Origin of the sequence: Kushneria phyllosphaerae, from assembly GCF_900312995.1 — a bacterium.
Taxonomy (GTDB): domain Bacteria; phylum Pseudomonadota; class Gammaproteobacteria; order Pseudomonadales; family Halomonadaceae; genus Kushneria; species Kushneria phyllosphaerae.
In genome coordinates this window covers 189,530-215,030 of sequence record NZ_ONZI01000002.1, presented here as the reverse complement: position 1 = coordinate 215,030, position 25,501 = coordinate 189,530, and the positions used below count along the sequence as shown (strand labels likewise).

Genomic DNA, 25,501 nt, shown 5'->3' with positions numbered 1-25,501 from the left:
CCCCTTTTTTTGTGCGCGGCTGAAACCTGAAAGATCAGATATTGGAGGGTTTTTCGGCCTTGCGTCCTTCAAATACTTTTTTCAGCAGAGGGCGGCCGGCCATCAGCATGAAAACCGGCGCGCCTGCGATCAGATAAAAATAGTAGGTGACCGCACGCCAGATCAGAATGGCCGCTGCCGCAGTGCTTTGTCCCACCATGGGGGCCAGTAGCGCTGATGAAGACAGCTCGGCACCGCCGGCGCCACCCGGCAGCAGCGTCAATTGACCGGCGGCCATGGACAGCATCTGCACCAGAAAGGTCCATGCCCAGTCCAGATGCTGATTCAGGCCATAAAGCGTGACGAACAGGATGCTGTAGCGCACGATCCAGTGCACGATCCCCAGCCCGAACGCCAGTGCCAGTGCCGAGCGAGGCAGTTGCACGGTTTCGGTAAAGGCCTTCTTGAAGATCAGGATGCGGCGAACCATGGTCTGTTGAAATCGCGGGCTGACCTTCATTTTGCTGAGCAGCCTGCCGGATACCACCAGAAAGCGCCGGTGATAGCGGCTCATCAACACCACCCCCAGTAGCGCCAGGCACAGCAGGGTCATCGGCAAAACCAGCATCCATCCCAGGCGGGCATCAATGGAGCGGGTGATGACATAGATCATCATCGCGATCATCGAGCACAAAAAAAACAGCAAATCGATGATCTGATCCACGGCAAAGATCGCCGTGGTCTGTGCCGGACGAACCCCGCGACGGGTCAGCAGGGCGATCAGCGTCAACGGACCACCGCTGCCACCCGGGGTAGCACAGATGGCAAATTCCGTGGCAACGACCGTGCCGGTGGCACGCATAAGGCCCATTTCACCGGCGCGTCCTGCCAGCAGGACCTTCAGCTTGGCGCCGTTGAGCAACCAGCACAGCAGCACCATGCCCAGCATCAGAGCAAAAATGCCGGGCGGAAAGCCGGGAAGCAGGTGCAGCAGATCGCGACCGCCGAGCATGACAGGAATGGCCATGACGGCAAAAAGGCCTGCGACCAGCAGCCAGAGTGTTCTTTTCATGACGTTAACTGATCAGGAGGTGATTCATGTCCGAACAGGGTTGTCGCGTAATGCGCCACGCCGTTCAGGATGATGACATCGCCAAGGTTTCTGGCGTCGAGTTGGATTGACGATGCAGCCAGCTGATCTTGGTGGTGGGCTGATACCCTTCTTCAAGCAGGCGGCGGATCGTATCAATCCAGTAGCGGCGTGAAATGTCATGGCGCATATCGACCGGATGCAGACCCAGTCGAATCAGCGGTTCACGACGATGGCGTCGCCGAGCGCGCTCATTGACCACCCACGACATGCCGCGTCGCCAGCGACTGCGGGCGCTCCAGACCAGCGAGGGCGCCTTGATGGCCGTATAGTCCGGTAGCCGGTAAAGATGCTCCGGGTCACTGGTATAGGTAAACCCTTGCGTTTTAAGCGCACGGCGCGCGCCATCGCCCAGAAGCCAGGCAGGTGCCACAAAACCGTCAAGCGGCCAGTCCTCGCGACGAAAGAGTTCGGCGCCGCGCTCCAGGCGTTCGAGTGCTTCATCGTACTCGATGGGGTAGAACTCACCTTCATAGGTATAGAGCCTGCGCATGAAATAGTCGCGCGGCGTGCGGGGTGGTGGCGCATCATCACAGTGATAGAAGCCGTGCAGCGCCAGCTCGTCGCCTCGTGCCATGCGCTGATGCAAAAGGCGCAGCATGCCGGCATCTTCGAAGGTGTTGCTGCGATGATGAAAGTCCGGCACGACCAGCCAGGTCATGGGAATCTGTCCCATGCCATCAATCTGCTCGACAAAGGAGCGATAATCGGGCCAGGTGGCCGGTGCAATGTCATGCAGTACCAGTGCAAATTCCCGGTCAGCCATGTTGTACGCTTACCTCTGCTGTCGTGCTGATTCCCAGCAGCTCCTGATAATGATGCGTGACGCCCTGCACCACGATGTTCCAGTCATGATGACGCTCGACATGTGCGCGCGCCTTCTGACCCATTGCTCTTGCGTCATTTTCAAACAGCGCAAGAATGCTTTGTACCATGTCATCGCTGTCCAGCGGCTGACACAGCATGCCACACCCCTCCGGTACGTTTTCCGCCAGCGCACCGGCGCGCGTCGCGACGACAGGTATACCGCACGCCATGGCTTCAAGTACGACCAGGCCGAAGGTTTCCTGCGTCCCGGCATGCAGCAGGGCATCGCTGCTGGCGAAATAGCGGGCGATTTCGGCGGTCGGACAGAAGTGATTGATCACCGTGACGTTGTCCGGCACCTGAGTGGGCATGGAGGAGCCGACCAGCAGCAGATGGAAGGGCTGAGTGCCCCGGTCGGCAAGCTTTTGCATCGTCTCCAGCAGGATGTGAAGGTTCTTTTCCTGTGAGCCACGTCCGGCAAACACCAGCAGGCGGGTATCCTCGGAAAGCCCCAGCTCGGTCTTGACGCTGTCATCGCGCAGTGAGGGGTGAAAGGTTGTCAGATCCACTCCCAGTGGCTGTACGCGAACGTGCTGAATGCCGAGACCTTCAAGGCGCTGCGCCATGACGTTACTGGGTGCCAGTACACGGTCATAGTGCGCGTAAAGCCTTTTGATATAGGTATTGATCAGCGGCCGGGACCAGTTGCCCAGTCGGTTGCTGATCATGGTGGGTAGATCCGAGTGATAAAAGGCCACCAGTGGAATATCAAGCTCGCGAGCACCGGCAATGGCCGCCCAGCCCACCGTATAGGGATCGCCGGCCTCGATCAGATCCGGCCTGGCATCGCGCAGGGCGCGACGCCACGGACCGCGGGTCAGGGGAAAGCGATAGCCATTGCTGAATGGCAGGGGCGCGGCAGGCACGTTGACACGGTGGTCATCTGCCTGATGCGTATAGGCCTCTCCCGGGACCAGCAACGTATGTCGAATATCGGCGGTAGCGTTCAAGCGACGGCGTTTGGCATCGAGATAGGTGCGCACACCCCCGCTGGATGGCGCATAAAACATGGTCATGTCGGCAATATGCACTACGCCGAACCCTCCTCGAACCGCACGTATTGAATCGGACAACTCATTGCAAGGCACAGGTCGCCGGCAAACGCCCCAGTATAATGTGTCAATCGGATGACTGCTGCTGTAACGGGTAACAGACTGTAGCCTGCATGCCCGCGAACAGCTCGCCCTGATGATCAGGGCGAGCATGCGGTTCAGGCAGGGCGTGCCACCAGCGAACGCGTCTCTTCTCGCGCCTCGATCAGCACGACGTTCAGGACGTCACCCAGTCGATAGCGCAGTTCGTCGCCAATGTTGATCAGCCCTTCCTTGTCATCAATGGCCACGGCGTCACGATCGGTATGCAGCATGGAGGCGGGCACGAAGGCCGAGGCGCCATTGGCGGGCAGACGAACGCGAAGGCCTCCCCGGCGGATATCGACGATTTCGCCTTCAAAGACGGTCTCGCTGGTGACGGCATCGGTCAGATAGCGAACGTAGAGCCAGTCCTTGACGTCGCGTTCTGCCATGCGGTTCAGGCGTCGACGATCGCTCAGATGATCGGTCACAGACACATCGGTCGCCTTGTCATGCTCGGCGTCGCCGCGCAGGACCTGCTTGATCAGGCGGTGGTTGATCATGTCGCCGTATTTACGGATCGGAGAGGTCCAGGTGGCATAGGCCGGCAGACCCATGCCGAAATGCGGCCCCGGTTCACTCTGCATCACGCTGTAGCCCTGAAAGCGGCGAAGGCGGGCATCAAGCCAGGCATCCTTGCGCTCGTCGAGCTGGTGACGCAGTGCGCGCCACTGCGCAATATTGTTGAACTGCTCTGGCGTGGCCTCGACCGACTGGCTGGCCAGAAAGGCCTGAGCCTGTTCGGCCTTTTCAGTGGCAATGCCCTGATGCACATTGAAGATGCCGTGGCCGACGTGCTCACCGAGCAGCTTGGCGCAGCAGACGTTGGCGGCAATCATGGCTTCTTCCACCATGCGATGACCGACGCGGCGCTCTTCGGTCACGATATCCAGCACGTTGCCGGTCTCATCAAGCTTGAAGACATAGTCGGGACGGTCGCCAAAGACCAGTGCGTGCTGTTGACGCCAGGTCTGGCGTGCTTTGGTCAATCCGGCCAAAGCCTTGATCTGCGCTTCGCCCTGTTCAAAGTCCGGCGTCCATGACGGCGTCGTACCGGCTTCGAGCGCCTCGATGTAATCAGAGACCTGCTCGTAGTTCAGACGGGCCTTTGAGCGCACGGTGGCGGCCTCAAAGTGGTACTCACCGATCACGCCGTCGGCACCAACTTCAAGCGTGCAGACCAGCGCAGGGCGGTCTTCATCCTGCTTGAGCGAGCACAGGTCATCGGCCAGCGGCTCGGGCAGCATGGTCACGTTCTGGCCCGGCAAATAGACGGTGAAGGCACGCTGGCGCGCTTCCTGGTCGACCCTGTCACCCTGCTCGACATAGGCCGTGGGGTCAGCAATGGCGACCTTCATGCGGAAGCGGCCGTCATCCAATGCCTCAACGCTGAGCGCGTCGTCCATGTCGGTGGTGGTGGCATTGTCGATGGTAAAGAAGGCCACATCGGTCAGGTCGGTGCGTTCAAGACCTTCTTCGTGCAGGGGCCAGTCATTACCGGCTTCCGGTGAGGCCTGCTCCAGCGCATGGCGCGCCAGGGTCACACGCCAAGGGACCGAAGGATGTGCGCCTTCCGCGATGACGTCATCGACCTGGACAAAAAAGCCGCGATCGTTTTCACGCAGCGGATGACGCAACAGGTGCGCCACCACCCAGTCGCCTTCATTGAGCGTATTCTCCTCGATATTGCGATGGGTGCGGGCACGCAGCGCGATATTGATGGAGGGATGATCAGGAACGACAGAAAGACGCCCGTCACGCTTTTTGACGCGACCGATAAAGCGGCCGAGGCCGGCTTCAATCAGGCTTTCCGGCTCGACACTCTTGCGTTCTTTCTCCTCGTTGAGCACGGCTTCGACACGATCGCCGTGTACAACCTGCTTCATGGCGGGGGGCGGCACGAAAAAGGACTGGCCGTCGTCGGTTTCCAAAAAACCGTAACCCTTGTCGGTGCCCTTGATCACACCGGTCACACGGGGCGTTTTTTCACGGATATTTTGCTTGAGCTGGGCGAGCTGGCTGTTGTTCGAGAGCATCTCGTTAATCGGTTGGGGAATCGGGGGCCCACTATAAGGCCTCATACGACCCGGTGAAAGAGGCACCCTGCCCACCGGAGGGTGGCAGGGCAGACGCTTGTTATCCCAGCATCTGCTCGATGGGCTTGTTGCCATCGAGCAAAACAATCTCGGTGGGGAGGGGCGCATGGCGCTCCAGCAGGGTCAAAAGCGCCGTGGCGACGTTGTCTCGCGACACGTCTGCGGTGGTGGCCTGCTCTGCATCGGTTTCGATGCGACCGCTGCCGGCGTCGTCGCTGAGTCGACCCGGACGCAAAATAACCTGCTCAAGTCCTGAAGACTGTAGATAGGCATCGGCGGCGCGTTTGGCGACCAGATAGGGCCTGAGCTTTTCCGGGCCTTCAAGCGGGTCGACATGCAGCGTACTGACCATGAAAAAGCGCCGGATACCGTGTGCCTTTGCAAGGTCGATGGCACGCATGGCGCCATTGAGATCCACCATCAGCGTATGGTCCAGCCCGGTCGAGGCGCCGGAGCCGGCCGTAAAGACCACCTGATCGCAGCCTTCAAGGGCATGCGCCATCTCACCGGTCAAATCGCCCATGATGGTGTCAATGCCGAGCGACTCAAAAAACGCCTTTTGCCGCTCATCGCGCACCATTGCGCGCACTGGATGGCCGCGGTGCGCGGCCTGCTCGCAAAGGCGGCGGCCAATCTTGCCGTTGGCGCCGATAATCAATGTCGTCATTACCGAGACCCCTTGTCTGAAGACCTTGAGTGAAGACCTTGAGTGATGACAGGACAGCGCCGCTTGATTGAAGACAATGCAGCGCTGAAGATATGACGGTATTGAATTGGGGTGTTGTGACGGGATATCAATCAGGGCACTTTCAATCGGGCGAACCACGCATGGGCAGACAGGGAAACGGGTGATGACACTGGAAGGCAACATACTGACGCCGGAAGGGTGGTTCAAGGGCGAGCTGACACTCCGACAGGGCCGAATCGCCGGAATCAGCGGGACGCCGGTGGATCCAGAAGACAATGATGCGCCAAGAATCATCCCCGGCTTTATTGATCTGCACGTTCATGGCGGCGGTGGGGCGGACCTCATGGAAGGTGGCGACGCGCTGGCCGTGCTGGCCCGCACGCATGCGCGTTTCGGCACCACCAGCCTTCTGGGGACCAGCATGACGGCCTCCCGTGAGGCACTGCTGAAGGCCTTTCGTGATGCCGGAAGTGTCATGGCCACGCCGCCTGATCGGGCAGCCGATATTCTGGGTATTCACCTTGAAGGGCCCTTTATCAACCCTGACATGCTGGGCGCCCAGCCGCCTTATGCCCGCCCGGGAACGCTTGAAGCCTTTGACGAGCTTGACGCGCTGGCACCCATTCGCGTGATTACCATGGCGCCGGAAATCGAGGGGCACATGGCCTTGATTGAGGCGCTGGCTGCCCGCGGCGTCAGGGTTCAGCTGGGGCACACGGCCGCCACGCATGATCAGTGTGTTGAAGCACTCCAGCTCGGGGCCAGGGGCTTTACCCATCTTTATAACGCCATGGGCGGGCTGCATCACCGCGCGCCCGGCGTCGTGGGCGCGGCACTGGCACACGCTGACTACGCCGAACTGATCGGGGATCTGATTCATGTTGAGCCGGGCGCCGTGCTGGCCGCGCGCCGTGCCATACCGCATCTTTATGTGGTCACCGATGCCACGGCAGCGGCAGGCATGCCCGATGGCGAATATCGCCTGGGCGAGCACCGGGTATTCAAACAGGGGAACAGCGTACGTCTGGCCGATGGCGGGCTGGCCGGCAGCGCACTGACCATGGATGTGGCACTGCGTAATATGACCGGGCTGGGGCTCACGCTTTCGGAAGCGTCCCGGCGCCTGTCGCTGTGGCCGGCGCGGTATCTGGGATTAAATGACCGCGGGGTACTTGCGCCGGGCTATCGCGCCGATATCGTGACGCTTTCCCCAAATCTTGATGTCGAACAGGTGTGGGTTGCCGGATGCCCGGTGATCGAATGACCTGCGCGGCGGTCTATCCTTTTTACGATGCTGACGCTGGAGAGTGATCATGTCCCTGATGCGCGACGAGGCGCTGAGTGCCCCACAACGCATTGCCGAGCAGTGGCGCGTCAATCGCGACACCATGACGCAGCTGGGCGAGGTGCTGCGTCATCGACCCCTGCATGATGCCATGACCGTGGCGCGCGGCAGCTCCGATCATGCCGCCGGTTATTTTGCCCGGCTGATGATGCAGATGACCGGTCGGCCCTGTGCGTCACTGCCGCTGTCGCTGTGCACGCTGGATGATACCGCCTGGCAGGTCGAACATACCCTGGCGCTGGCCGTGTCGCAGTCCGGGCGCAGCCCTGATCTTGTCGAGGCGCAAAAGGCCCTGAAAGGCGGCGGGGCGCTGAGCCTGGCCATGGTCAATGCCGTGGACTCGCCGCTGGCCCATGGCGCCGATCACGTCATCGACCTGCAGGCCGGGGAAGAAAAAAGTGTGGCCGCCACAAAAAGCTTTCTGGCCACGCTGTCAGCCAGTGCTTCTGTGATGGCGCACTGGCAGCAGGACCGCGCTTTGCTGGAAGGGCTGGCCGCGCTGCCCGAGTCACTGGCACAGGCCTGTCGCCATGAGTGGCACATCGGCGTAGACGCGTTGCGCGATGTGGACAAGCTTCTGGTCATCGGCCGCGGCGCCGGCTTGCCGATCGCTCAGGAGGCGGCGCTCAAGTTCAAGGAAACCTGCGTGATTCAGGCCGAAGCCTTCAGCGGCGCCGAGGTGCAGCATGGACCGATGGCGCTGGTGGGGCGCGACTATCCCGTGCTGATTCTGGCACCGAAAGGGAAGGCGCAGAAGGGACTTGTCGATCTGGCTGACACCTTTCGCGCGCGCGGGGCGCGGGTGCTGCTGGCGGCCGATGCCGCGGTGGCCTCGCGAGATCTCACCATTGCCGAGGCGCCACACGACGCCCTGGCGCCCCTTTGTGCCATTCAGAGCTTTTATTTGATGATTGAAGCACTTTCGCGCGTTACAGGGCATGATCCCGACCGCCCCGAATTTCTTAACAAGGTCACGCAGACGCGCTAAAGGCGTGTCGGTGTTAACCGACTGACAGAACGGCCATGACGCCATGACAATGACAACAGGACCCTCTCATGTCCGAGACTGCTGATTCGACGCCTGCGCAGACGCTGCTGCATGCCCCTCTTAAAGCGGTGCTGGTGCCGCTTGATCAGGTTCCCGACCCCGTTTTTGCCCAGCAGACCATGGGGCCGGGCATTGCACTGGAGCCGCTGGAGTCACAGCTGTTCGCCCCCTGTGACGGCGAGGTGGTGCATCTGGCACGCACGCGCCATGCCCTGACGATCAAGACCGATCAGGGCTGCGATATCCTGATTCACCTTGGGCTGGATACCGTGGATCTGGAAGGTGAGGGCATCATCGTTCATGTGGCGCCGGGCGATCGCGTCCAGCAGGGCGATCTATTGTGGGATTTCGATGCAGACCTTTTGGCCTGCCGGGCATTGAGCCTGATCACGCCACTGGTCGTGACCAGCAATGATCAATGGCGCTGTGAGTTTGAAAAGGTAACACCTGGTGGTGTGATCGAGCGCGGTGCGGCGCTGATGACACTTGTGGCGCTGTCTGCAGGTGCGTCTTCCGGTATGACAGAGGGCGCCAATAACGAATATCGCGAACAGGTCACGCTGGCACTGGCCGCCGGGCTGCACGCGCGTCCGGCCGCGCGTCTTCGCGGCATTGCCCGCCAGCATGAGTGCACCCTCGTGCTTGAGCGCGGCGAACATCAGGCCGACGCCGCCAGTCTGACCGCATTGATGGGGCTTTCCCTGCGCCATGGCGATACGCTGGCCATCATTGCGCGTGGCTCCAATGCTGCCGCCGCTCTGGGGGAGGCCGCCGCGCTTTTGACCACGCCGGAAGCCGCCGAGCATGATCCCATGCAGGGCGAGCAGACCGATGAGACGCCAGCATCGGTGCCCACTGGCAATGACACCACCGGCTACGGGCTAATGGCCAGTCCGGGCCTCGCCGTGGGTCCGCTGGTGCGCCTTGAACGTTCCCGTATTGAGATCAATGCTGACCGTGAAGAGAGTGCCGAGGTCGCCGAGCGGCAGCTGGCGGACGCCATCAGTACGCTCAACGACACGCTGATCACTGATATCGAGCAGGCGCGGGATCATGGGCGTCAGGAAGAAGCCGATATTCTGGAAGCGCATCAGGCCTGGCTGGATGACCCGGCCCTGCGAGAGGAGAGTCTTGCGCATATCCAGGCCGGGCGTAGTGCTGCCTTTGCCTGGCGAGAGGTGCTGGAAAGCCGCGTCAGGACACTTCGTCAGAGTGAAAGCCGCCTGCTGGCGGCGCGTGCCGATGACCTGCGTGATTTACAGGAGCGGCTGGTTGCGCTTCTGGTGCCACACGCCGCGGCAGACAGTCATGTCGAGATGACACCGGGGGCGATCGTGGTGGCCGAGGAGATCACGCCTTCGCAGTTGCTGGCGCTGGATCGCATGGCGCCTGTCGGCCTTTGCTTGGCCGGTGGTGGCACGACCTCGCACGTGGCACTGCTGGCCCGGGCCCGCGGCCTGCCCTGCCTGGCCGCCATGGGCGCCGGACTCATGGAGGCCGTGGGCCACCATGAAGGCGCCACTGCCATTCTGGATGCGCAAAAGGGGGCCTTGACCTTCAGGCCAACGCCGGGTCAGCTGGATGACGCGCGCCAGCAGATCGAGCAGGCGCGGGCGCGCGCCATGGCCGAGCGCGAGGTCGCCCATGAAGCGGCCCGTACGCAGGACGATGTGCTGATCGAGGTCTGTGCCAACGTTGCAGATCCGGAGGACGCCCGTCTGGCCCATGAGGCCGGTGCCGATGGGATCGGGCTGATGCGCAGCGAGTTCCTGTTCATGGCACGCCAGCAGGCGCCGGATCAGGAAACACAGCGTGAAATCTATCAGCAGGCGCTGGACAGTATGGGTGCCCATTCGGTCATTATCCGCACGCTGGATATCGGCGCCGACAAGCAGCTTGATTACCTCTCGCTGCCTCGTGTGCCCAATCCGGCGCTGGGCACGCGCGGCGTACGTTTGATGGCACGCCATCAGGCGCTGCTGGATGTTCAACTGCGCGCGCTGCTTTCCGTCAGACCGCTGGACCGCCTTCGTATCATGGTGCCCATGGTGACCGAGGCCGCTGAACTCGTGGCCGTCCGCGAACGCATCGAGGTTCTGGCCGGTGAAATGAATCTTGAGGGTCGGCCCGAGCTGGGGGCGATGATCGAGGTGCCTGCCGCCGCTCTGTGTGCCGACCGGATCGCGCGCGTGGCGGATTTTCTCTCCATTGGCACCAATGACCTCACCCAGTACACCCTGGCCATGGACCGCGAGGACCCTGACCTGGCCGGTCGCGCCGATGTGCTGCATCCCGCGGTCCTGCGATTGATCGACCTGACCGTGAAGGGCGCCTCCGGTCACCGTTGTCCGGTGGGGGTGTGCGGTGCCGCCGCGGGCGACCCGCAGGCCTGGGCGGCGCTGGTCGCGCTCGGGGTGGATGAGCTTTCAGTGGAGCCGGCGCGAGTCGCTGCCGTCAAGGCCGGTATTCGACAGCTGGACCGCGCGGCACTGGCCCGCCGGCTGCGCGAATGGCTCGATGAAGCCATCGACAGTGCCACCCTGCGACAGCGTCTGGAACAATGGTTGAACGATCAGGTGGCGACCTCTACAACCATTCATCAGGGAGCACCACGCAATGCGATTTGATTTCATGGGGGCGCTTCAGCAGCTCGGGCGTTCCCTGATGCTGCCGATTGCGGTACTGCCCATTGCCGGCCTTTTGCTGCGCATGGGCCAGCCCGATCTGCTGGACATTGCCTTCATTGCTCAGGCCGGCAATGCCATCTTTGAACATCTGCCGTTGATCTTTGCCATTGGTGTGGCGGTGGGCATTGCCGATGACAGCAATGGGGCTGCGGGCCTGGCGGGAGCGATCGGTTATCTGGTCATTACCGCGGTGCTTGAAGCGCTCAATCCCGACATCAACATGGGGGTTCTGGCAGGCATTATCGCGGGAGTGGTGGCCGGTCTTTGGTACAACCGCTGCAAGAACATTGCGCTGCCCGATTACCTGGCCTTTTTTGCCGGACGGCGCTTCATTCCGATCGTGACCGGACTGACCGCGCTGGCGCTGGGGTGGGGGCTTGGCTGGGTCTGGCCGCCGGTTCAACACGCCATCGATCAGAGCGGGCAGTGGATGATCGACTCCGGCGAGCTGGGGCTTTTTGTCTATGGCGCGCTCAATCGGCTTTTGATTATTACCGGGCTGCACCACGTGCTCAACTCGCTGGTGTGGTTCGTCTTTGGTAACTATGAAGGCGCCACCGGTGATCTTCACCGCTTCTTTGCCGGCGACCCGAATGCCGGCAGCTTCATGACCGGGTTTTTTCCGGTAATGATGTTCGGCCTGCCGGCGGCGGCACTCGCGATGTATCACACCGCTGCAAGGGATCAGCGCGCCCGGGTGGGGGGCATGCTCTTTTCGCTGGCCCTGACCGCCTTTCTGACCGGTATCACCGAGCCGCTGGAATTTACCTTTATCTTTTTGGCGCCGGCGCTGTATGCCGTGCATGCGGTGCTGACCGGCGTGTCGATGGCGTTGATGAGCTGGCTGGGAGTAAAACTCGGTTTCACTTTTTCCGCTGGCTTGTTTGACTATCTGCTCTCCTATGGCCTTTCCAGTCGCGGCTGGCTGCTGATCCCGGTCGGGCTTTTGTACGCGGTGCTCTATTACATGATCTTTCGCTGGGCCATCGTGCGCTTTGATCTCAAGACGCCGGGGCGTGAACCCGTCACCCGGACGGCCGCGCCTGAAGAAGGGGAAGTGCAGGCGCGCGGCCCGGCCTTTGTCACGGCACTGGGCGGCGGGGACAATCTGACCTCGGTCGGGGCCTGTACCACGCGACTGAGGCTGGTGGTTCAGGACGTTGAGCAGATTGATGAGGCCGCGCTCAAGGGGCTGGGTGCCAGAGGCGTGCTCAGGCTCAAGGGGGGCCACCTGCAGGTGGTCATGGGCCCGATTGCCGATGGCGTGGCCGAAGACATTCGTACGGCACTGAGGGCGCGCGGCAAGCCGGTGGAGGCGCCGGATATCGCCCGAACCATGGCGCCGTCGGCCGAGCAGGAGAGGTCCGGGCAGAGCGCGCTGAAGGATGCAGACCTGTCCCGCTGGCTCGAAGCGCTGGGGGGCGTTAATAATCTTCGCCGCAGCGAGCTGGTGGCGCTGTCGCGCGTGCGTCTTGAGATCAGTGAGCTGTCACGTCTTGATCACGACACCCTGTCATCGCTGGGCGCCGCGGGCGTGCAGCGCATCGGTGACCATTGCCTGCATTTGATTCTGGGCGAGCAGGCCTGGATTGTGGCGCAGCAGCTGCAGGCGGAGATTCAGCGCGATGGCCGCTGACAAGGCGCTGGTCGTGGGCGTGGACGGCGGCGGCAGCGGCACTCGACTGATGGCGCAGTGGCAGGGCCACTGCGTTGAGGTCTCGGGCAGCCCGTCAGGGCTGGCCCTGGGCGTCACGCAGGCCTGGCACACCATCCTTGCACTGCTGGATGAGGCTCGGCAGGCGCTGGGCGCCACGTTGCCCCTTGAGCAGTGCCATATGGCGCTGGGGCTGGCCGGTGCCAATCAGTGGTCGTGGCGCGACGCCTTTTGCCAGGCGGCGCCAGACCTTGCAGGTCTGAGACTTGAAAGCGATGCCTTCACCACGCTGGTGGGGGCGCATCAGGGGCAGCCCGGAGCGATCGTGGCGCTGGGGACCGGCAGTGTCGGTGAGGCGCTGCATGGCGATGGCCGGCGTGTCAGCGTGGGCGGCTACGGCTTTCCCTCGGGCGATGAGGCAAGCGGTGCCTGGCTGGGGCTTCGAGCCAGTCGCCATGCACAGCACGCGCTGGATGGGCGCGTCGCGCCGGATGACTTTTCCCGCGCGCTGTGCGAGACGATGTCAACGCTTTCAAACGCTCCTGTCACCTGTGTGGCCACGCTGACGCACTGGCTTTCCAGTGCCGATCAGACCCGGTTTGCCGCGCTTGCCCCGGTGGTTGTCCGATACGGCGATCATCCGGTCGCTCAGGCGCTGCTGCATCAGGCCGGTGAGGATATCGCGCTGATGTATCAGGCGCTCGACCCCACGGCACAGCTGCCGCTGGCTCTTTGTGGCGGGCTGGCCCCGACACTGGCCTCCCGAGTGCCGCAGACACTCGGCCACGTGCTGGTTCACCCTAGAGGCAGCAGCGTCGAAGGGGCGTTACAGCTGGCGGGTGAGCTGTGCACATCATTACAGGGCAGGCAGACGTTACAATGAAGGTCTGCCATGCCGGCTTTTACCATGTACAGGAGATTGCATGACGCCTCATCTGATCGTGACCGATCTGGATCGAACGCTGCTCAACGCCGACCATGGCCTTGATGACATTACCATTGAGACCTTTCAGACGCTCGAGCGACAGGGCCACTCGCTGGCCATCGCCTCGGGACGACATTATCAGGACATCCGCGAGGTCCGGCGCCAGCTCGGGGTCAATGCGCATATCATTTCGGCCAACGGGGCGCATCTTCACGGCCCTGACGATCAACTGATCCATGAAATTCTGGTGCCCCGCGACATCGTGCGTGCAGTGCTGGACATGGATGTGCCCAAAGAGGTGCGCATCAATCTCTACACCAGCGATCGCTGGCTGATCGATGCCCCCGAGCCGAAGCTGCTGGCCTTTCACGAAAGTACCGGGTTTACCTATGACGTGGTCGACATGGCCGGCGTTGACGGGCAGCAGGTGGGCAAGGTGCTCTTTATCGGCGATCCCGTGTTGCTCAAGGCAATCGAAACGCGCATTCGTGCTCATTTCGAGGCGCGTACCCACATCACCTATTCACTGGAGAATTCACTGGAAGTGATGGAGCGGGAGGCTTCCAAGGGAAAAATGCTTAACCGTCTGGCCGCCCAGCTTGATATTCCGGTATCGCGTACCGTCGCCTTCGGGGACAACCTCAATGATACCGACATGCTGCAAAATGCCGGCCGTGCCTTTGCGATGGGCAACGCCCATCCGGAGCTTTTGACCCGGGCGCCCGATGCCGAACTGATCAAGGCGCACACCGAAGCCGGTGTGGCCGTGAAGCTGCGCGAACTGTTTGCTCTCTAGACGCTGCGCCTCGTGTTTTAGTGCTGCTGTGTCAGGATCTGCTGTCCTGACGCTCTGGTCTTGCGAGCACCGGGGGCGCCGAAGGGGGCACATCAGATATCCTCGGCCTTTTTCCGATCGGCCTTGCCGTCATCGACACGCTTCATCTGCTGCCAGAGCTGGCGGCGCAGATCGGCAAGTTTCGGGGCGCGGTCATCCTCAAACGGCAGTGGACGCAGCATTTTCAGGGTGCGAATGCCCAGACGTGCGGTCAGAAGGCCGCTGGCCATGCCCTGACCGGCGCGACCGGACAGGCGGCTGGCCAGATTCATCGATAGAAGGTCCATGCTGACTTCGGTGGCCAGTTCACTGGCACCGGCAAAGGCCATGTTGGCCAGCACCGCCCGGAACAGGCGCAGACGACTGGCATAGCCCAGCTCCAGCCCATAGAGCGCCGCCAGACGATCGATCATGCGCAGATTGCGCCAGGCCATCAGGCCCATGTCGATCAGTGTGACCGGGCTGATGGCCACCAGCAGGGCCGTTTCGCTCGACATGCGGGTGATCAGTCTGCGCGCGCTGGCATCCCGTGGGGCCAACACGTAATGGCTGAAAAGGTCGCGGGTTTCGCGGGCATTGTGATGGGCCTGGCGGGCGCGCAGAAAGTCCTGCCAGTGCGGGTCACGGTGGCCCAGCCCCATCTGAAGGCGCAGGCGGTTGCACAAACTCTGCATCCGGTCGCCGTCCATCTGCGTGTCCGTGATGTGGGTATCGATGTCCTCGCGCAGGCGGGCATGTCGGCGCAGTCGCTTGAGACGCACCAGCTCACGCGCCAGCGAGGTGCCGGCCAGCGTGACGACGCCCAGACCCAGCACACTCCAGGCCCCATTGACCCAGTCACCGCCAAACCAGGCGTTCTGAAAGGTGTCGACGGCCTGAACGCCGCCCATGACAAGCGTGCCTGCCAGTACGCTCAAAAGCCCCCAGCGACGTTTTTTGGGCTTTGCCAGCGCGTGGTCCAGCGCACTGTCGATCTGCTCGGGCGGCGCTTCCTCTTCCAGCGCATGATGCACGCTGTCCAGCTGATAGCGCGCGCCGGGGGCCGGGTCCACCGGCACAAAGTGCTGTTCGAATGCCGGTGCTTCCGCGGCAGTGGCCGCCTTGGCGTCGTTTTGGACATCAAAGCGTCTGCCCGGACGTGGATCACTCATCGCAGTTTATCTCCCAGTAACCAGTCCAGCGCGCTGTCCATGCGGATGTGGGGCAGGGCTTCTCCCAGGCCTTGAGGCGCCGGCCTGAACGCCGTGAAATCAAACCCCTGGCGCTGCCAGAAGTCGGCGTCCGGCAGTTTTGAAGGTACCTCGCCCGGGAACATCAGCACTTCTTCACCTGATTCGGTGGTGCCCTTGAGGGCCGGATGACGCTTGCCGTCATGTTCGACCGTGCGGGCCTGAGTGGCACGAATGGCGGCCAGCGACAGCGACCTGACCGGGACATCGGCATAGCGCAGATCCCGCAGCGGTTCCGCCATCAGCGCCTGTACCAGGGACAGCAGATTGTCATGCTGCTCGGGGGTGACGTGATCGGCCTTGGTCGCCGCAATCGCCAGCCGATCAATGCGAGGATTGAATAGCCGCGATAACAGGCTGCGACTGCCGTAGTCAAAGCTTTGCATCAGCGTGGCGATGGCGTGGCGCAGGTCGTCAAAGACATCGGGGCCGGCATTGAGGGCCGACAGCACGTCCACCAGCACAATCTGGCGGTCAAAGCGGCGAAAGTGCTGGCGGTAAAAGGGGCCGATGACGGTGCGCTTGTAGTGTTCAAAGCGCCGTGCAAGCGTCTGATAATTGCTGTCGGCCGGTAGCTCTGCCAGGGCCGCCGGATCGCCAAGCTGTTCCATGGGTAGCGGGAAGAACTGTAACACCGGCGCGCCATCAAGCTCGCCAGGCAGTAGAAAACGTCCCGGTTGCACCCAGGTATAGCCGCCTTCATTTCGCGCGCTGTTAAGCGAACGAGCGTATTCGGCACTGATATCGGCCAGCTGTTGCTCGTCGGCCGTGGCCGCCGGATCAAAATGACGGACCCTGTCCAGAAAGCCTTCGGCAAAGCGGCGTCTGCGACCGGTAAGCTGGGCGCTCAGGGCTTCACACCACTGCTGATAGTTCTGGCGCAGCATGGGCAGATCCAGTAGCCACTCTCCGGGATAATCGATCAGATCCAGAGTAAGCGTGCGCTGCTCGCCCAGAAAATGGCGGCTGCTGGTACGGCTCTTGTAGCGGATGAGCAGTCGAAGTTCGCTGATGCCTCGGGTCGGTGAGGGCCAGTCAGGGGGCGCGGCCTCAAGGGCGGCCAGCGCCTGATCATAGGGAAAACGGGGGACGGAAAGGTCCGGCTGAGTCTGGCGCTGTGCTCCCAGTAGCCTGCCTTCACGGGCGCAGCTCATCATGTCCAGACGGGCATCAAGACCTGCATGGCGCAGCTGGTTGACCAGCGAGGTCAGAAAGGCGGTCTTGCCGGCGCGCGACAGCCCGGTAACCGCCAGGCGCACCTGCCGGTCAAGGCTTCGTTCAAGCCAGTCACCGGCATAACCGGGCAGCGATAGCGGCATGGTCGTCCTTGTTCACGGTCGTTGTCGAATGAGTGGTCTCGATTGTAGCGAATTGCATGTCACGCCGCCTGAAAGCAATGTGATTGGTAACCTGGCGCATAGCGTCTATAGTCTAGGCAGTACTGCAGGTTAACTGCAGGCTTCCCGGCCGGGGCAAGGGCAAAACATTCAAGCAGGGTGGTTATCAGGGAGAAGACCATGAGCATTATTCTTTGGCTGATCATTGGCGGTCTGGCTGGCTGGATTGCCGGCAAGATCATGCGTGGTGGCGGCTTCGGTATCCTTGGCAACATTGTCGTGGGTATCGTGGGGGCAGTACTGGGTGGTGCCATCTTCAGCATGCTGGGCATCGGCTCCAACAACATCATTGGATCACTGGTGGTCGCCATTATTGGCTCAGTGATTCTTTTGTGGCTGGTCTCTCTGATCAAGGGCAAGGGGAACGGCAAGGTCTGACCCTGCCGAACGCTTTCTCCCTTCGACGCCCGGCAATGCCGGGCGTCGTTGTGTCAGGCCCTGCTGTTCATCTTTTACAGCCAGTGTCCATACAGTATTGGCAATCGCTCAAATTGGGAAAGCCGATTAAAAACCCGTCGATTGATTGTGTAAATTTATCACCTGTTGAAGCCTCATACAGGAAAGCAATCAATGACCGACTCAGCCCCCATTCGCTACACCACGGCCAACGGTGCGCCCGTCCCCAATGATGATGCCAGCATCACCGCCGGCCGTAATGGGCCGCTGACCTTTGACAATTGGCGTCTGTTTGAAAAGCTGGCCCATTTCAATCGTGAACAGATCCCCGAGCGGGTTGTGCATGCGCGCGGCAGTGCTGCCTTTGGTACCTTTCGTCTTACCCGTGATCTGTCCGACCTGACCATTGCCGATTTTTTGCGTGGCATGGACACCGAAACCCCGGTCGCCCTGCGCTTTTCAACCGTGGCCGGCGGTCAGGACTCGGCGGATAACATTCGTGACGTACGCGGGTTTGCCGTCAAGTTCTATACCCGTGAAGGCAACTTTGATCTGGTCGGCAACAATACGCCGGTCTTTTTCATTCGTGAGCCGAGCAAGTTCCCCGATTTTATTCATACCCAGAAAAAGGATCCACGCACCAATCTGCCCAGCCAGCAGAACCAGTGGGAGTTCTGGGCCAACCATCCGCAGTCCTTCCATCAGGTGACAATCCTCAAGTCCGACCGGGGTATGCCTTACAGCTATCGCACCATGCACGGCTTCGGTTCGCATACGCTGAGCCTTTATAACGATGCGGGGCAGCGGGTCTGGGTCAAGTGGCACTTCAAGACCAATCAGGGCATTCGCAACATGACCCCTGAAGAGGCGCAGGCGCTGCCGGTCAATCATCATCAGGCTGATCTTTTCAGCCATATCGAGCAGGGCGACTTTCCGGCCTGGACAGTGAAGCTGCAGGTCATGACAGAAGAGCAGGCGCGCGGCTATCACATCAATCCGTTTGATCTGACCAAGGTCTGGCCGCATACCGATTTCCCGCTGATGGAGATCGGTCAGCTCGAACTCAATCGCAATCCGGACAACTACTTTGCCGAGGTCGAGCAGCTGGCGTTCAGCCCGTCGAACTTCGTGCCGGGGGTCAGTGCCTCACCGGACCGCGTGCTGCAGTCACGACTGTGGTCATATGCCGATGCGCATCGCTATCGCCTGACGGTCAATTATCAGCAGATTCCGGTCAACCAGCCGCGCTGCCCGGTCAACAATTACCAGCGCGATGGCTTCATGGCCGGCACCCTGCGGGACAACGGTCAGGGAGGGCAGTATTCCAGCACCAACTTCTATCCCAATGATCGCGTCATGCAGGGCGCTCCTGCACCAGATGCCCGAGTGAGCGAGCCGCCCATGCCACTGGAAGAAAACGCCTGGGTGGGTTATTACGATAATACCGAGGAAGACAATTTCTCCCAGCCCGGTCATCTTTATCGTCTTTTTGATGATGGTGAGCGCGACCGTCTGACCGGCACGATTGCCCAGGATCTGACCGAGGTCGATGAGAGCGTGCGGGCGCGCATCATTGCGCAGTGTCACTCTGCTGACCGCGATTACGGTGAGCGCGTCGAGCGACATCTCAAGGCGCTGCTCGATCGATAGTCGTTCTCCCGGAATCGTTGCCGTTCAATAAAAATCAAAGGCTGTCGGGCATTGCCCGGCAGCCTTTTTGCATGTGTACACCACGCCACCCTGTTAGAACGCCAGGGCATATGGGACACCAGCAACAGGTTCCGGGGCCAAAAACCGTCACAGGATAAGTTTTCACCACATACTCTGGGATCGGCTTTTTTTAAACCGAGAAATTTATCTACGCTTAAGGGCCGCAAGGCGCCATGAATTGATGGGTCAGTGCTTTTGTGCGCTGGCTAGATGGTTATCGAGCGCAGTTTTGATGCGCCGCCAATGGACAGGCAGACGGCAATGTTTCATTGCCGAATTCGATGAGGAGCATGGACCGTGGCAAATAATCCTTATAGCGCATCCAATACGGATGCCCCGCACGATACTGATTTTAAAACCAGCGACCAGAGCAAGAACGAGAGCCTCGAGCAGTTTCGCAACGACGCCGAAGGTCATGATCTGCGTACCAACAATGGCGTACGCATTGCTGATAACCACAACTCCCTGAAGGCCGGTGAGCGTGGGCCGACGCTGATGGAAGACTTTATCTTCCGCGAGAAGATGAATCACTTTGACCATGAGCGTATCCCCGAGCGCATCGTGCATGCTCGTGGGGCTGCTGCACACGGTGTTTTCGAGGCCTATCCGGAGGCCGAAAAATATTCAAAGGCGGCGGTTTTCAAGGCCGGCCAGCAAACCCCGACCTTTGTACGCTTCTCCACCGTTCAGGGTTCGCGCGGTTCCAACGACACCGTTCGTGACGTGCGCGGCTTTGCGACCAAGTTTTACACCGAAGAGGGCAACTGGGATCTGGTTGGCAATGACATGCCGATTTTCTTTATCCAGGATGCGATCAAGTTTCCCGACTTTGTGCACGCCGTTAAACCCGAGCCGCACAACGAGATTCCACAGGGCCAGTCGGCACACGATACCTTCTGGGATTTCGTGTCGTTGATGCCTGAATCTGCTGCCATGGTGCTGTGGACCATGTCGGATCGCGCCTTTCCACGCAGTTACCGCTCCATGGAAGGTTTCGGCATTCATACCTTCCGGCTGGTCGACAAGCAGGGCAAGTCGCGCTTTGTGAAGTTTCACTGGAAGCCGCTGGCGGGGACTTATTCTTTTATCTGGGATGAGGCTCAGCTGCTGTGGGGTCGTGACCCGGACTTCAACCGCCGCGAAATGGCCACTGATATCAGCAATGGCGACTATCTGGAATGGGAATTGGGGGTCCAGATCATCGAGGAAGAAGACGAGCACAAGTTCGATTTCGATCTTCTGGATGCCACCAAGCTGATTCCCGAAGAGCAGGTGCCGGTCACACCGCTGGGCAAGATGACGCTCAATCGCAACCCGGACAACTATTTCGCCGAAACCGAGCAGGTCGCCTTTAACCCGGGCCATATCGTACCGGGCATCGACTTCACCAACGACCCGCTGCTGCAGGGGCGTCTGTTCTCCTATTTGGACACCCAGATGCTGCGTCTGGGCGGGCCGAACTTCAAGGAAATCCCGATCAACCGTCCGGTGACGCCGGTGCACAACAACCAGCGTGACAGCTTCCACCGCATGACGATCAACAAGGGGCAGGCATCTTACGAGCCCAACTCGATCGATGACGGCTGGCCGCGTGAAACGCCGCCGGCAGCGGAAAATGGCGGGTTTGAATCGGTCAATGAGCGCGTCGATGCTCACAAGGTTCGCGGACGCAGTGCCTCCTTTGCCGATCATTATTCGCAGGCCACCCTGTTCTGGAACAGCCAGACAGATGTGGAAAAGGAACACATCGTTCAGGCCTACGGTTTTGAACTCTCCAAGGTCGAGCGTCCCTGGATCCGTGAGCGCGTGATCCAGCAGATTCTGCCCAACATCGATCTGGATCTGGCCCGTCGTGTTGGCGAGATTCATGGCATTGATGCGCCCACGGAGAAGCCGGCCTCGGCAGAAGAGCTGGGCAAGAGCACGCTGACCGAGTCGCCGGCACTGAGTCTGATGGCGCGTTTGCCCGGCAACATCAAATACCGCAAGGTGGCCATTCTGGTGGCGGACGGTGTTGATCTTGATCAGGTCACGGCGCTGCAGTCGAAGCTCAAGGCTGAAGGTGCAAAGGGCATGATCATTGCGCCCACCATGGCGCCGGTGAAGGCCAGCAATGGCAATACCCTTACGCCCGATGCCATGCTCAACGGTCTGCCGTCAGTCACCATGGATGCGGTACTGATCGCCGGTGGTGCCCAGAGCATTGAAACGCTCAAGTCCAGCGGTCAGGGTCGCTACTATCCGCAGGAAGCCTGGAAGCACCTGAAGGTGATCGCTGCGGTAGGTGAGGGCAAGGCGCTGCTGGAAGCGGCCAACATCAAGATGGATGAGGGTGTTCTGACCGGTGACAGCGTTGATGCCATCTTTGATGACTTCAAAAAGGCCCTTGGCCAGCACCGTGTCTGGAGCCGTAATCCGGAAGCCAATACTCAGCCGGCCTGAGGCCATTGACGGATCGCATTGGTTCCACAACGAAAAACCCCGGCTAGGCCGGGGTTTTTTATATGCCGGCGGATTAACATATTATGACCCTCTGGAGTGGACGTTGGCACGAGAGCTGCGTATGTTGCTTGCCAAACCGGCATCTGTCAGTCATCTGCCAAAAGGCATGGCGGATTTGCCCCGCTTACGTCAGTGCTTTGAGTAGATATCATGGCCTCTTCCAAAGAGCGTTTTATTGGACTTGAGTGGCTGAGATTCTTTCTCGGTCTCTACATCGTCATCTTTCATACCCTGCATAATTACCCGTCCATCAGAAACTGGTCGGGCTATGTCACGGACCTTGGGTTTTTCTCGACCAGTACCTTTTTCATCCTGTCAGGCTTTCTGCTGGCGCATGTGTATCTCAATGACAAACAAGAGATGCGCGAGCCGGCCAAAAGCTTCATGACCAAGCGATTTGCCAACCTCTATCCGATTCATATCGGTTCGTGCCTTCTGGCCATGGCGGTTTCAGCAGGCGTTGGCTATCTGGCCCTGACGGCGCAGGATGCCGGCACGTCACTGCGCTTTGTGCTCTATGACGTCAACAATGACACCGGTATCGTTAATCCCGAGGCCCTGCGTCACACCATGGGCGATGTTGAGCTGTGGTTTAACGTCGTGCTCAACGTGTTCATGCTGCACGCCTGGAACCCGTATTACCTGACGTTCAACCCGCCGTCCTGGTCCATCTCGGCGCTGTTTTTCTTTTATCTGACCTTTCCCTTTGTCGCCCCCAGACTCATGAAGGTCAAAAGAACGCGGCTGGCAATCCTGATCACCAACCTGATCTATCTGGTGCCACCCCTGGTCGTGATTGCCTTTACGCCGTTTGATATGCCGGAAACGGGGATTCTGCACCGTAACCCGATTATCCGGCTGCCCGAGTTTATTGCCGGCATTTTGCTGTGCGCCTTTTACGTGCAGCAGAGAAACGCCGGCAGATTGTTGCAGCTGCGCGGCAAGCTAATACTGATGCTGTATATCGTGGCGTGCTGTCTGGTCGCGATCTGGCTGCTGGAACATGGGCGCGCCTGGTATTATCTCCTGCACAACGGGCTCTTGCTTACGGCGGAAATGGCCCTGATCTATCTGTGCGTGCATATCCCAACGCCTGACAGCCAGCGGTTGACCAAATTTGCCGGACGGCTGGGTGGTGCATCGCTGCCCATGTTTGCCCTGCATGTGCCGCTTTATGTCATCTTCAGTCGAAGCGAACAGATCCTGAAGGGAGAGCCCTCCCTGTGCGCTGATAACCTGCGCCTGTGTCTGGCAGCGGCCGGCACCAGCTCCATCTGGCTTTATCCGGTCTACCTGCTGATCACCATCATCCTGTGCATTCTCTTTCAGGAGCAGTTTGTCGTGCGCATACGGCGCTGGATCCTGAGCTGGATGCTGCCCAAGGCCCCGGTGCGCACCAAAACACATGCCGAGCGAATGGCCGATCCGCAGGAACCTCGCTGAGGGAAAGGGGGCCGTCCAGGTTACAATGAGGGCTGCCCCCGCAACAGCGTGACCGCATATTTGTCTCATGAGGTATTTTTTGAAAGAGAGCCTGCAGATCTGGTGTGCCCAGCGTCTGGCCAGCCATGGCTGGCATCGTGAGGTGCCACCCGAGCGTGGCATCAGTGTACCCCGTGCCCTTGCTCGCCTGCGCAGCATGGAGATCGAGGAGCCCGGTGCACTGGGGTGGCAAATGATAGGGCGCCTTGATCAGGCGCAGCGTGATGAAGCTGTCACCATGCTGGTGCTGGCCTTCAACGCGCAGTGGCTGGATGAGCAGGCGCTCTCAAAGTGGCTGACCTGGCTCAAGGAAGGAGGAACACGGGCGCCATGGCCCGATGACGGCGACAGCGCCATATGGCGCGCCCGTGCGCCCTTTGCGCCCATCATGGTCGATAGCATGGCGACGGCTGGGCTGGAGCGCGAGCGTACCGGACATTTCCTGAGCCAGGTCTGGTCGATTCATGAGCGCGATGAGCTCATCCGCATGTTGCTGTGGCTGGCAGGACAGGGGCATCGCCATGGTTGGGAGCTGGATCATCAGCGCTTTGAAGCCATGAGCACGGCCGAGCGTCTGAAATGGCACGCGAGCATGGCCCCACAGGCGACCTATGCTGCCACACTGGAGGCCTTTGTCGTGCACGGGCAGCCACGTGATGTGGCCGCGTGGGACTGGTTGCGTCTGGTGGATCTGGCTTGGGCCGGGATGGCCATGGGGTGGCTGGATCAGGAGGAGGCCAGAAACTTTGCGGCACATGGGGTAGACCTGCTGACCCGTCGTTATGACAGCTGGCATGCTGTGGCAATGGCCTGGCAGCGCGGTCGCAGTCTGCATGAAGGGCTCGATTTGATGGAGAACTTCACTGATGACTGGCAATTGCTGCTGGGCGCGAGCGACAGCCCGTGGCAAAGGCCGCTGCATCAGCTGCTGGATGATGACCTGCGGGCTAGCTCGCGCGCCATGATCCGTGGGCTGCGCAGCAGCGCCCGCCACTGGGCACTGGCGGTAGCCTCGGTCAGGGAATCGGATCTGCTTTATCGTCAGTCAACGGCGCCGGCTGTCAGCGAAGAGCAACGTCGACAGAGCCGGGAGTATCTTTATGAGATATTGGACTGGCGCCCGGAAGAGGGCGTGGCAGGACTTTCGCGCTTCTGGATGCCGGGACAGGTGCATCATCTCAATCAACTGGCCTCCGATGCGCAGCATGACAGGCTGCCGGAGATCGACACCCCCTTTGGTATGCCATCCCCCGAGCTGCTGGCCTATCGCCAGGAACTGGCCGCCTGTGCTTCGGTGTCGGCCACCATCATCATGGCGGAGAAATATGCCTTTCATCTTCAGATGTTCGAAAGCGCCGACTATGGCGAAGACGAGCTGCTGACGCGTTATTACACCAGACTTGCCGCCACGCTTGATCGTCATTACCTCTGCGTGGATGCCATGCTGGAAGCCTGGGTACGGTGGGAGCAGACCCTGCCCGAGGACAGCACTCAGGAGTCTCTGGTCGAGGACATCGAATGGCATCGCCATGACCCCGGCAGCCCCTTTCACTGGCTGACGGCGCCGACCGGCTTTCAAAAGGAGCCGGGCAGGCGTCCGTCCCTGTCCAGATTTACCGCACTTTCGCTGTCAGGACCGCTCAATGCGGCGCTCTGGGGTGAACCCGACAGACAATACGGTGTTCAGGCCAGCGAAATCCGGGACTGGCTCGACAGTCATTATGGTCTCGGGGGCACTGCATCGTTGATTCGCTTTCTCGACTTTCTGGTCGAGGCAGGGGATCGTCAGGAATATCTGATCAATTACGGGCCGTACACGCTCAACCAGCGCCGCCTGCGCCAGGAAATTGCCGTATTGGAGTCTGCCGAGCGCAGCGAAGATGAAGGCGTGCATCTGGAGAGGCTGCGCCGGGTGTTGAAAAACGATCATCACTGCAACGATATCGATATGGCTGCGTGGGACATCGCGCAGCTGGTAGATCTTGCAGCGGCCGGGCGCCAGCTTGGCTGGCTGAGTGCGGAAAAGTTTCATCACTACCTGGATCAGGCGCTGCAGCTGGCATCGCGGCACTATAGCGACTGGTGGGCCTATGGAAAGGGAATGCTGGCAGGGTACAGCTTTTTCATGGTGGCCACGCCCGAACGCCATCATTTTCTGGCGGAGTTCAATCATGCCATGACCGCCTGGCAGACAGGGTTGCCACCGCTGGCAGGGTGTTGGGCAAGTCTTGATTTTCCGGGAACGCAGCCCCGACGCTGGCCGCCCTTGCACGCAGATACGCTGCCGGGCGATGCACGCATTCTCCATTAGGGCCACAAAAGGTAACTTTTTAGTGTTTTTTGGTTACTTTCGTATGGCTTTCGATTAATACTTTGGT

General features: G+C 60.5%; 18 protein-coding genes. 11 read left to right on the top strand and 7 right to left on the bottom strand.

Annotated features, from left to right (window positions below; all coding sequences use genetic code 11):
• Positions 1-34: 34 nt before the first annotated feature.
• The 5 genes from gpgF to KSP9073_RS06810 all read right to left on the bottom strand — a co-directional run bounded on the left by gpgF (position 35) and on the right by KSP9073_RS06810 (position 5,892).
• Positions 35-1,051, bottom strand: coding sequence for a glucosaminyl phosphatidylglycerol flippase (gpgF, locus tag KSP9073_RS06830; protein ID WP_108842236.1), 1,017 nt, complete (start codon positions 1,049-1,051; stop codon positions 35-37).
• Positions 1,052-1,115: 64 nt separating this feature from the next.
• The gene (gene gpgD, locus KSP9073_RS06825) at positions 1,116-1,895 is read right to left on the bottom strand and encodes an N-acetylglucosaminyl phosphatidylglycerol deacetylase (protein WP_108842235.1); all 780 of its coding nucleotides are present in this window, start codon (positions 1,893-1,895) and stop codon (positions 1,116-1,118) included.
• A complete protein-coding gene (gene gpgS / locus KSP9073_RS06820) occupies positions 1,888-3,027 on the bottom strand; it encodes an N-acetylglucosaminyl phosphatidylglycerol synthase (protein WP_108842234.1) in 1,140 nt (379 codons plus the stop codon). Before gpgS ends, gpgD begins: the two co-directional genes overlap by 8 nt.
• Positions 3,028-3,206: 179 nt before the next feature.
• Positions 3,207-5,165, bottom strand: coding sequence for an exoribonuclease II (locus KSP9073_RS06815; RefSeq protein ID WP_108842233.1), 1,959 nt, complete (start codon positions 5,163-5,165; stop codon positions 3,207-3,209).
• 100 nt (positions 5,166-5,265) lie between these two features.
• Positions 5,266-5,892 (bottom strand): SDR family oxidoreductase, encoded by a 627-nt coding sequence (locus KSP9073_RS06810; protein ID WP_108842232.1) that lies wholly within the window; start codon positions 5,890-5,892, stop codon positions 5,266-5,268.
• A gap of 184 nt (positions 5,893-6,076) precedes the next feature.
• On the opposite strand from KSP9073_RS06810, the gene nagA reads away from it, so the two are divergent.
• From nagA to KSP9073_RS06780, 6 genes are all read left to right on the top strand, one after another.
• Complete coding sequence (gene nagA, locus KSP9073_RS06805; RefSeq protein WP_108842231.1) at positions 6,077-7,177, top strand: N-acetylglucosamine-6-phosphate deacetylase; 1,101 nt, start codon at positions 6,077-6,079, stop codon at positions 7,175-7,177.
• Positions 7,178-7,226: 49 nt separating this feature from the next.
• Entirely contained in the window at positions 7,227-8,246 is a 1,020-nt protein-coding gene (locus KSP9073_RS06800) for an SIS domain-containing protein (protein ID WP_207771436.1), read from the top strand.
• A 68-nt stretch (positions 8,247-8,314) separates the two neighbouring features.
• Positions 8,315-10,933, top strand: a complete 2,619-nt coding sequence (ptsP, locus tag KSP9073_RS06795; RefSeq protein ID WP_108842230.1) for a phosphoenolpyruvate--protein phosphotransferase — start codon at positions 8,315-8,317, stop codon at positions 10,931-10,933.
• Positions 10,923-12,629, top strand: coding sequence for an N-acetylglucosamine-specific PTS transporter subunit IIBC (gene nagE / locus KSP9073_RS06790; RefSeq protein ID WP_108842229.1), 1,707 nt, complete (start codon positions 10,923-10,925; stop codon positions 12,627-12,629). Before ptsP ends, nagE begins: the two co-directional genes overlap by 11 nt.
• Positions 12,619-13,530, top strand: a complete 912-nt coding sequence (locus KSP9073_RS06785; protein WP_108842228.1) for a glucosamine kinase nucleotide-binding domain-containing protein — start codon at positions 12,619-12,621, stop codon at positions 13,528-13,530. Before nagE ends, KSP9073_RS06785 begins: the two co-directional genes overlap by 11 nt.
• Before the next feature lie 40 nt (positions 13,531-13,570).
• Positions 13,571-14,368: an HAD family hydrolase gene (locus KSP9073_RS06780; RefSeq protein ID WP_108842227.1), complete on the top strand. Its 798-nt coding sequence runs from the start codon at positions 13,571-13,573 to the stop codon at positions 14,366-14,368.
• A gap of 92 nt (positions 14,369-14,460) precedes the next feature.
• Here KSP9073_RS06780 and KSP9073_RS06775 read toward each other — a convergent pair whose 3' ends face one another.
• Together KSP9073_RS06775 and KSP9073_RS06770 are read right to left on the bottom strand one after the other, a co-directional pair.
• Complete coding sequence (locus tag KSP9073_RS06775) at positions 14,461-15,558, bottom strand: YcjF family protein (protein WP_108842226.1); 1,098 nt, start codon at positions 15,556-15,558, stop codon at positions 14,461-14,463.
• Positions 15,555-16,955 (bottom strand): YcjX family GTP-binding protein, encoded by a 1,401-nt coding sequence (locus KSP9073_RS06770; RefSeq protein WP_108842225.1) that lies wholly within the window; start codon positions 16,953-16,955, stop codon positions 15,555-15,557. The genes KSP9073_RS06775 and KSP9073_RS06770 overlap by 4 nt, the downstream gene beginning before the upstream one ends.
• A gap of 198 nt (positions 16,956-17,153) precedes the next feature.
• Here KSP9073_RS06770 and KSP9073_RS06765 point away from each other — a divergent pair, with 198 nt between their 5' ends.
• The 5 genes from KSP9073_RS06765 (at position 17,154) to KSP9073_RS06745 (ending at position 25,434) form a co-directional block, all read left to right on the top strand.
• Positions 17,154-17,411 carry a GlsB/YeaQ/YmgE family stress response membrane protein gene (locus tag KSP9073_RS06765; RefSeq protein ID WP_090130525.1) on the top strand — a complete coding sequence of 86 codons (258 nt, stop codon included), beginning with the start codon at positions 17,154-17,156 and terminating at the stop codon, positions 17,409-17,411.
• Positions 17,412-17,603: 192 nt separating this feature from the next.
• Positions 17,604-19,079: a catalase gene (locus KSP9073_RS06760; RefSeq protein WP_108842224.1), complete on the top strand. Its 1,476-nt coding sequence runs from the start codon at positions 17,604-17,606 to the stop codon at positions 19,077-19,079.
• A gap of 357 nt (positions 19,080-19,436) precedes the next feature.
• Entirely contained in the window at positions 19,437-21,581 is a 2,145-nt protein-coding gene (katE, locus tag KSP9073_RS06755; RefSeq protein WP_108842223.1) for a catalase HPII, read from the top strand.
• Between the two features lie 210 nt (positions 21,582-21,791).
• Entirely contained in the window at positions 21,792-23,084 is a 1,293-nt protein-coding gene (locus KSP9073_RS06750) for an acyltransferase family protein (RefSeq protein WP_108842222.1), read from the top strand.
• 79 nt (positions 23,085-23,163) lie between these two features.
• Positions 23,164-25,434 carry a YbeU/YbeR family protein gene (locus KSP9073_RS06745; protein ID WP_165814187.1) on the top strand — a complete coding sequence of 757 codons (2,271 nt, stop codon included), beginning with the start codon at positions 23,164-23,166 and terminating at the stop codon, positions 25,432-25,434.
• Positions 25,435-25,501: the final 67 nt, after the last annotated feature.

Coding starts and splice junctions, on each gene's coding strand:
- KSP9073_RS06780 (WP_108842227.1), top strand. CDS start 13,571: ATGACGCCTCATCTGATCGTGACCGATCTGGATCGAACGCTGCTCAAC.
- gpgD (WP_108842235.1), bottom strand. CDS start 1,895: ATGGCTGACCGGGAATTTGCACTGGTACTGCATGACATTGCACCGGCC.
- KSP9073_RS06770 (WP_108842225.1), bottom strand. CDS start 16,955: ATGCCGCTATCGCTGCCCGGTTATGCCGGTGACTGGCTTGAACGAAGC.
- KSP9073_RS06775 (WP_108842226.1), bottom strand. CDS start 15,558: ATGAGTGATCCACGTCCGGGCAGACGCTTTGATGTCCAAAACGACGCC.
- nagE (WP_108842229.1), top strand. CDS start 10,923: ATGCGATTTGATTTCATGGGGGCGCTTCAGCAGCTCGGGCGTTCCCTG.
- KSP9073_RS06785 (WP_108842228.1), top strand. CDS start 12,619: ATGGCCGCTGACAAGGCGCTGGTCGTGGGCGTGGACGGCGGCGGCAGC.
- KSP9073_RS06765 (WP_090130525.1), top strand. CDS start 17,154: ATGAGCATTATTCTTTGGCTGATCATTGGCGGTCTGGCTGGCTGGATT.
- nagA (WP_108842231.1), top strand. CDS start 6,077: ATGACACTGGAAGGCAACATACTGACGCCGGAAGGGTGGTTCAAGGGC.
- KSP9073_RS06810 (WP_108842232.1), bottom strand. CDS start 5,892: ATGACGACATTGATTATCGGCGCCAACGGCAAGATTGGCCGCCGCCTT.
- KSP9073_RS06760 (WP_108842224.1), top strand. CDS start 17,604: ATGACCGACTCAGCCCCCATTCGCTACACCACGGCCAACGGTGCGCCC.
- KSP9073_RS06750 (WP_108842222.1), top strand. CDS start 21,792: ATGGCCTCTTCCAAAGAGCGTTTTATTGGACTTGAGTGGCTGAGATTC.
- ptsP (WP_108842230.1), top strand. CDS start 8,315: ATGTCCGAGACTGCTGATTCGACGCCTGCGCAGACGCTGCTGCATGCC.
- KSP9073_RS06800 (WP_207771436.1), top strand. CDS start 7,227: ATGTCCCTGATGCGCGACGAGGCGCTGAGTGCCCCACAACGCATTGCC.
- KSP9073_RS06815 (WP_108842233.1), bottom strand. CDS start 5,165: ATGCTCTCGAACAACAGCCAGCTCGCCCAGCTCAAGCAAAATATCCGT.
- gpgF (WP_108842236.1), bottom strand. CDS start 1,051: ATGAAAAGAACACTCTGGCTGCTGGTCGCAGGCCTTTTTGCCGTCATG.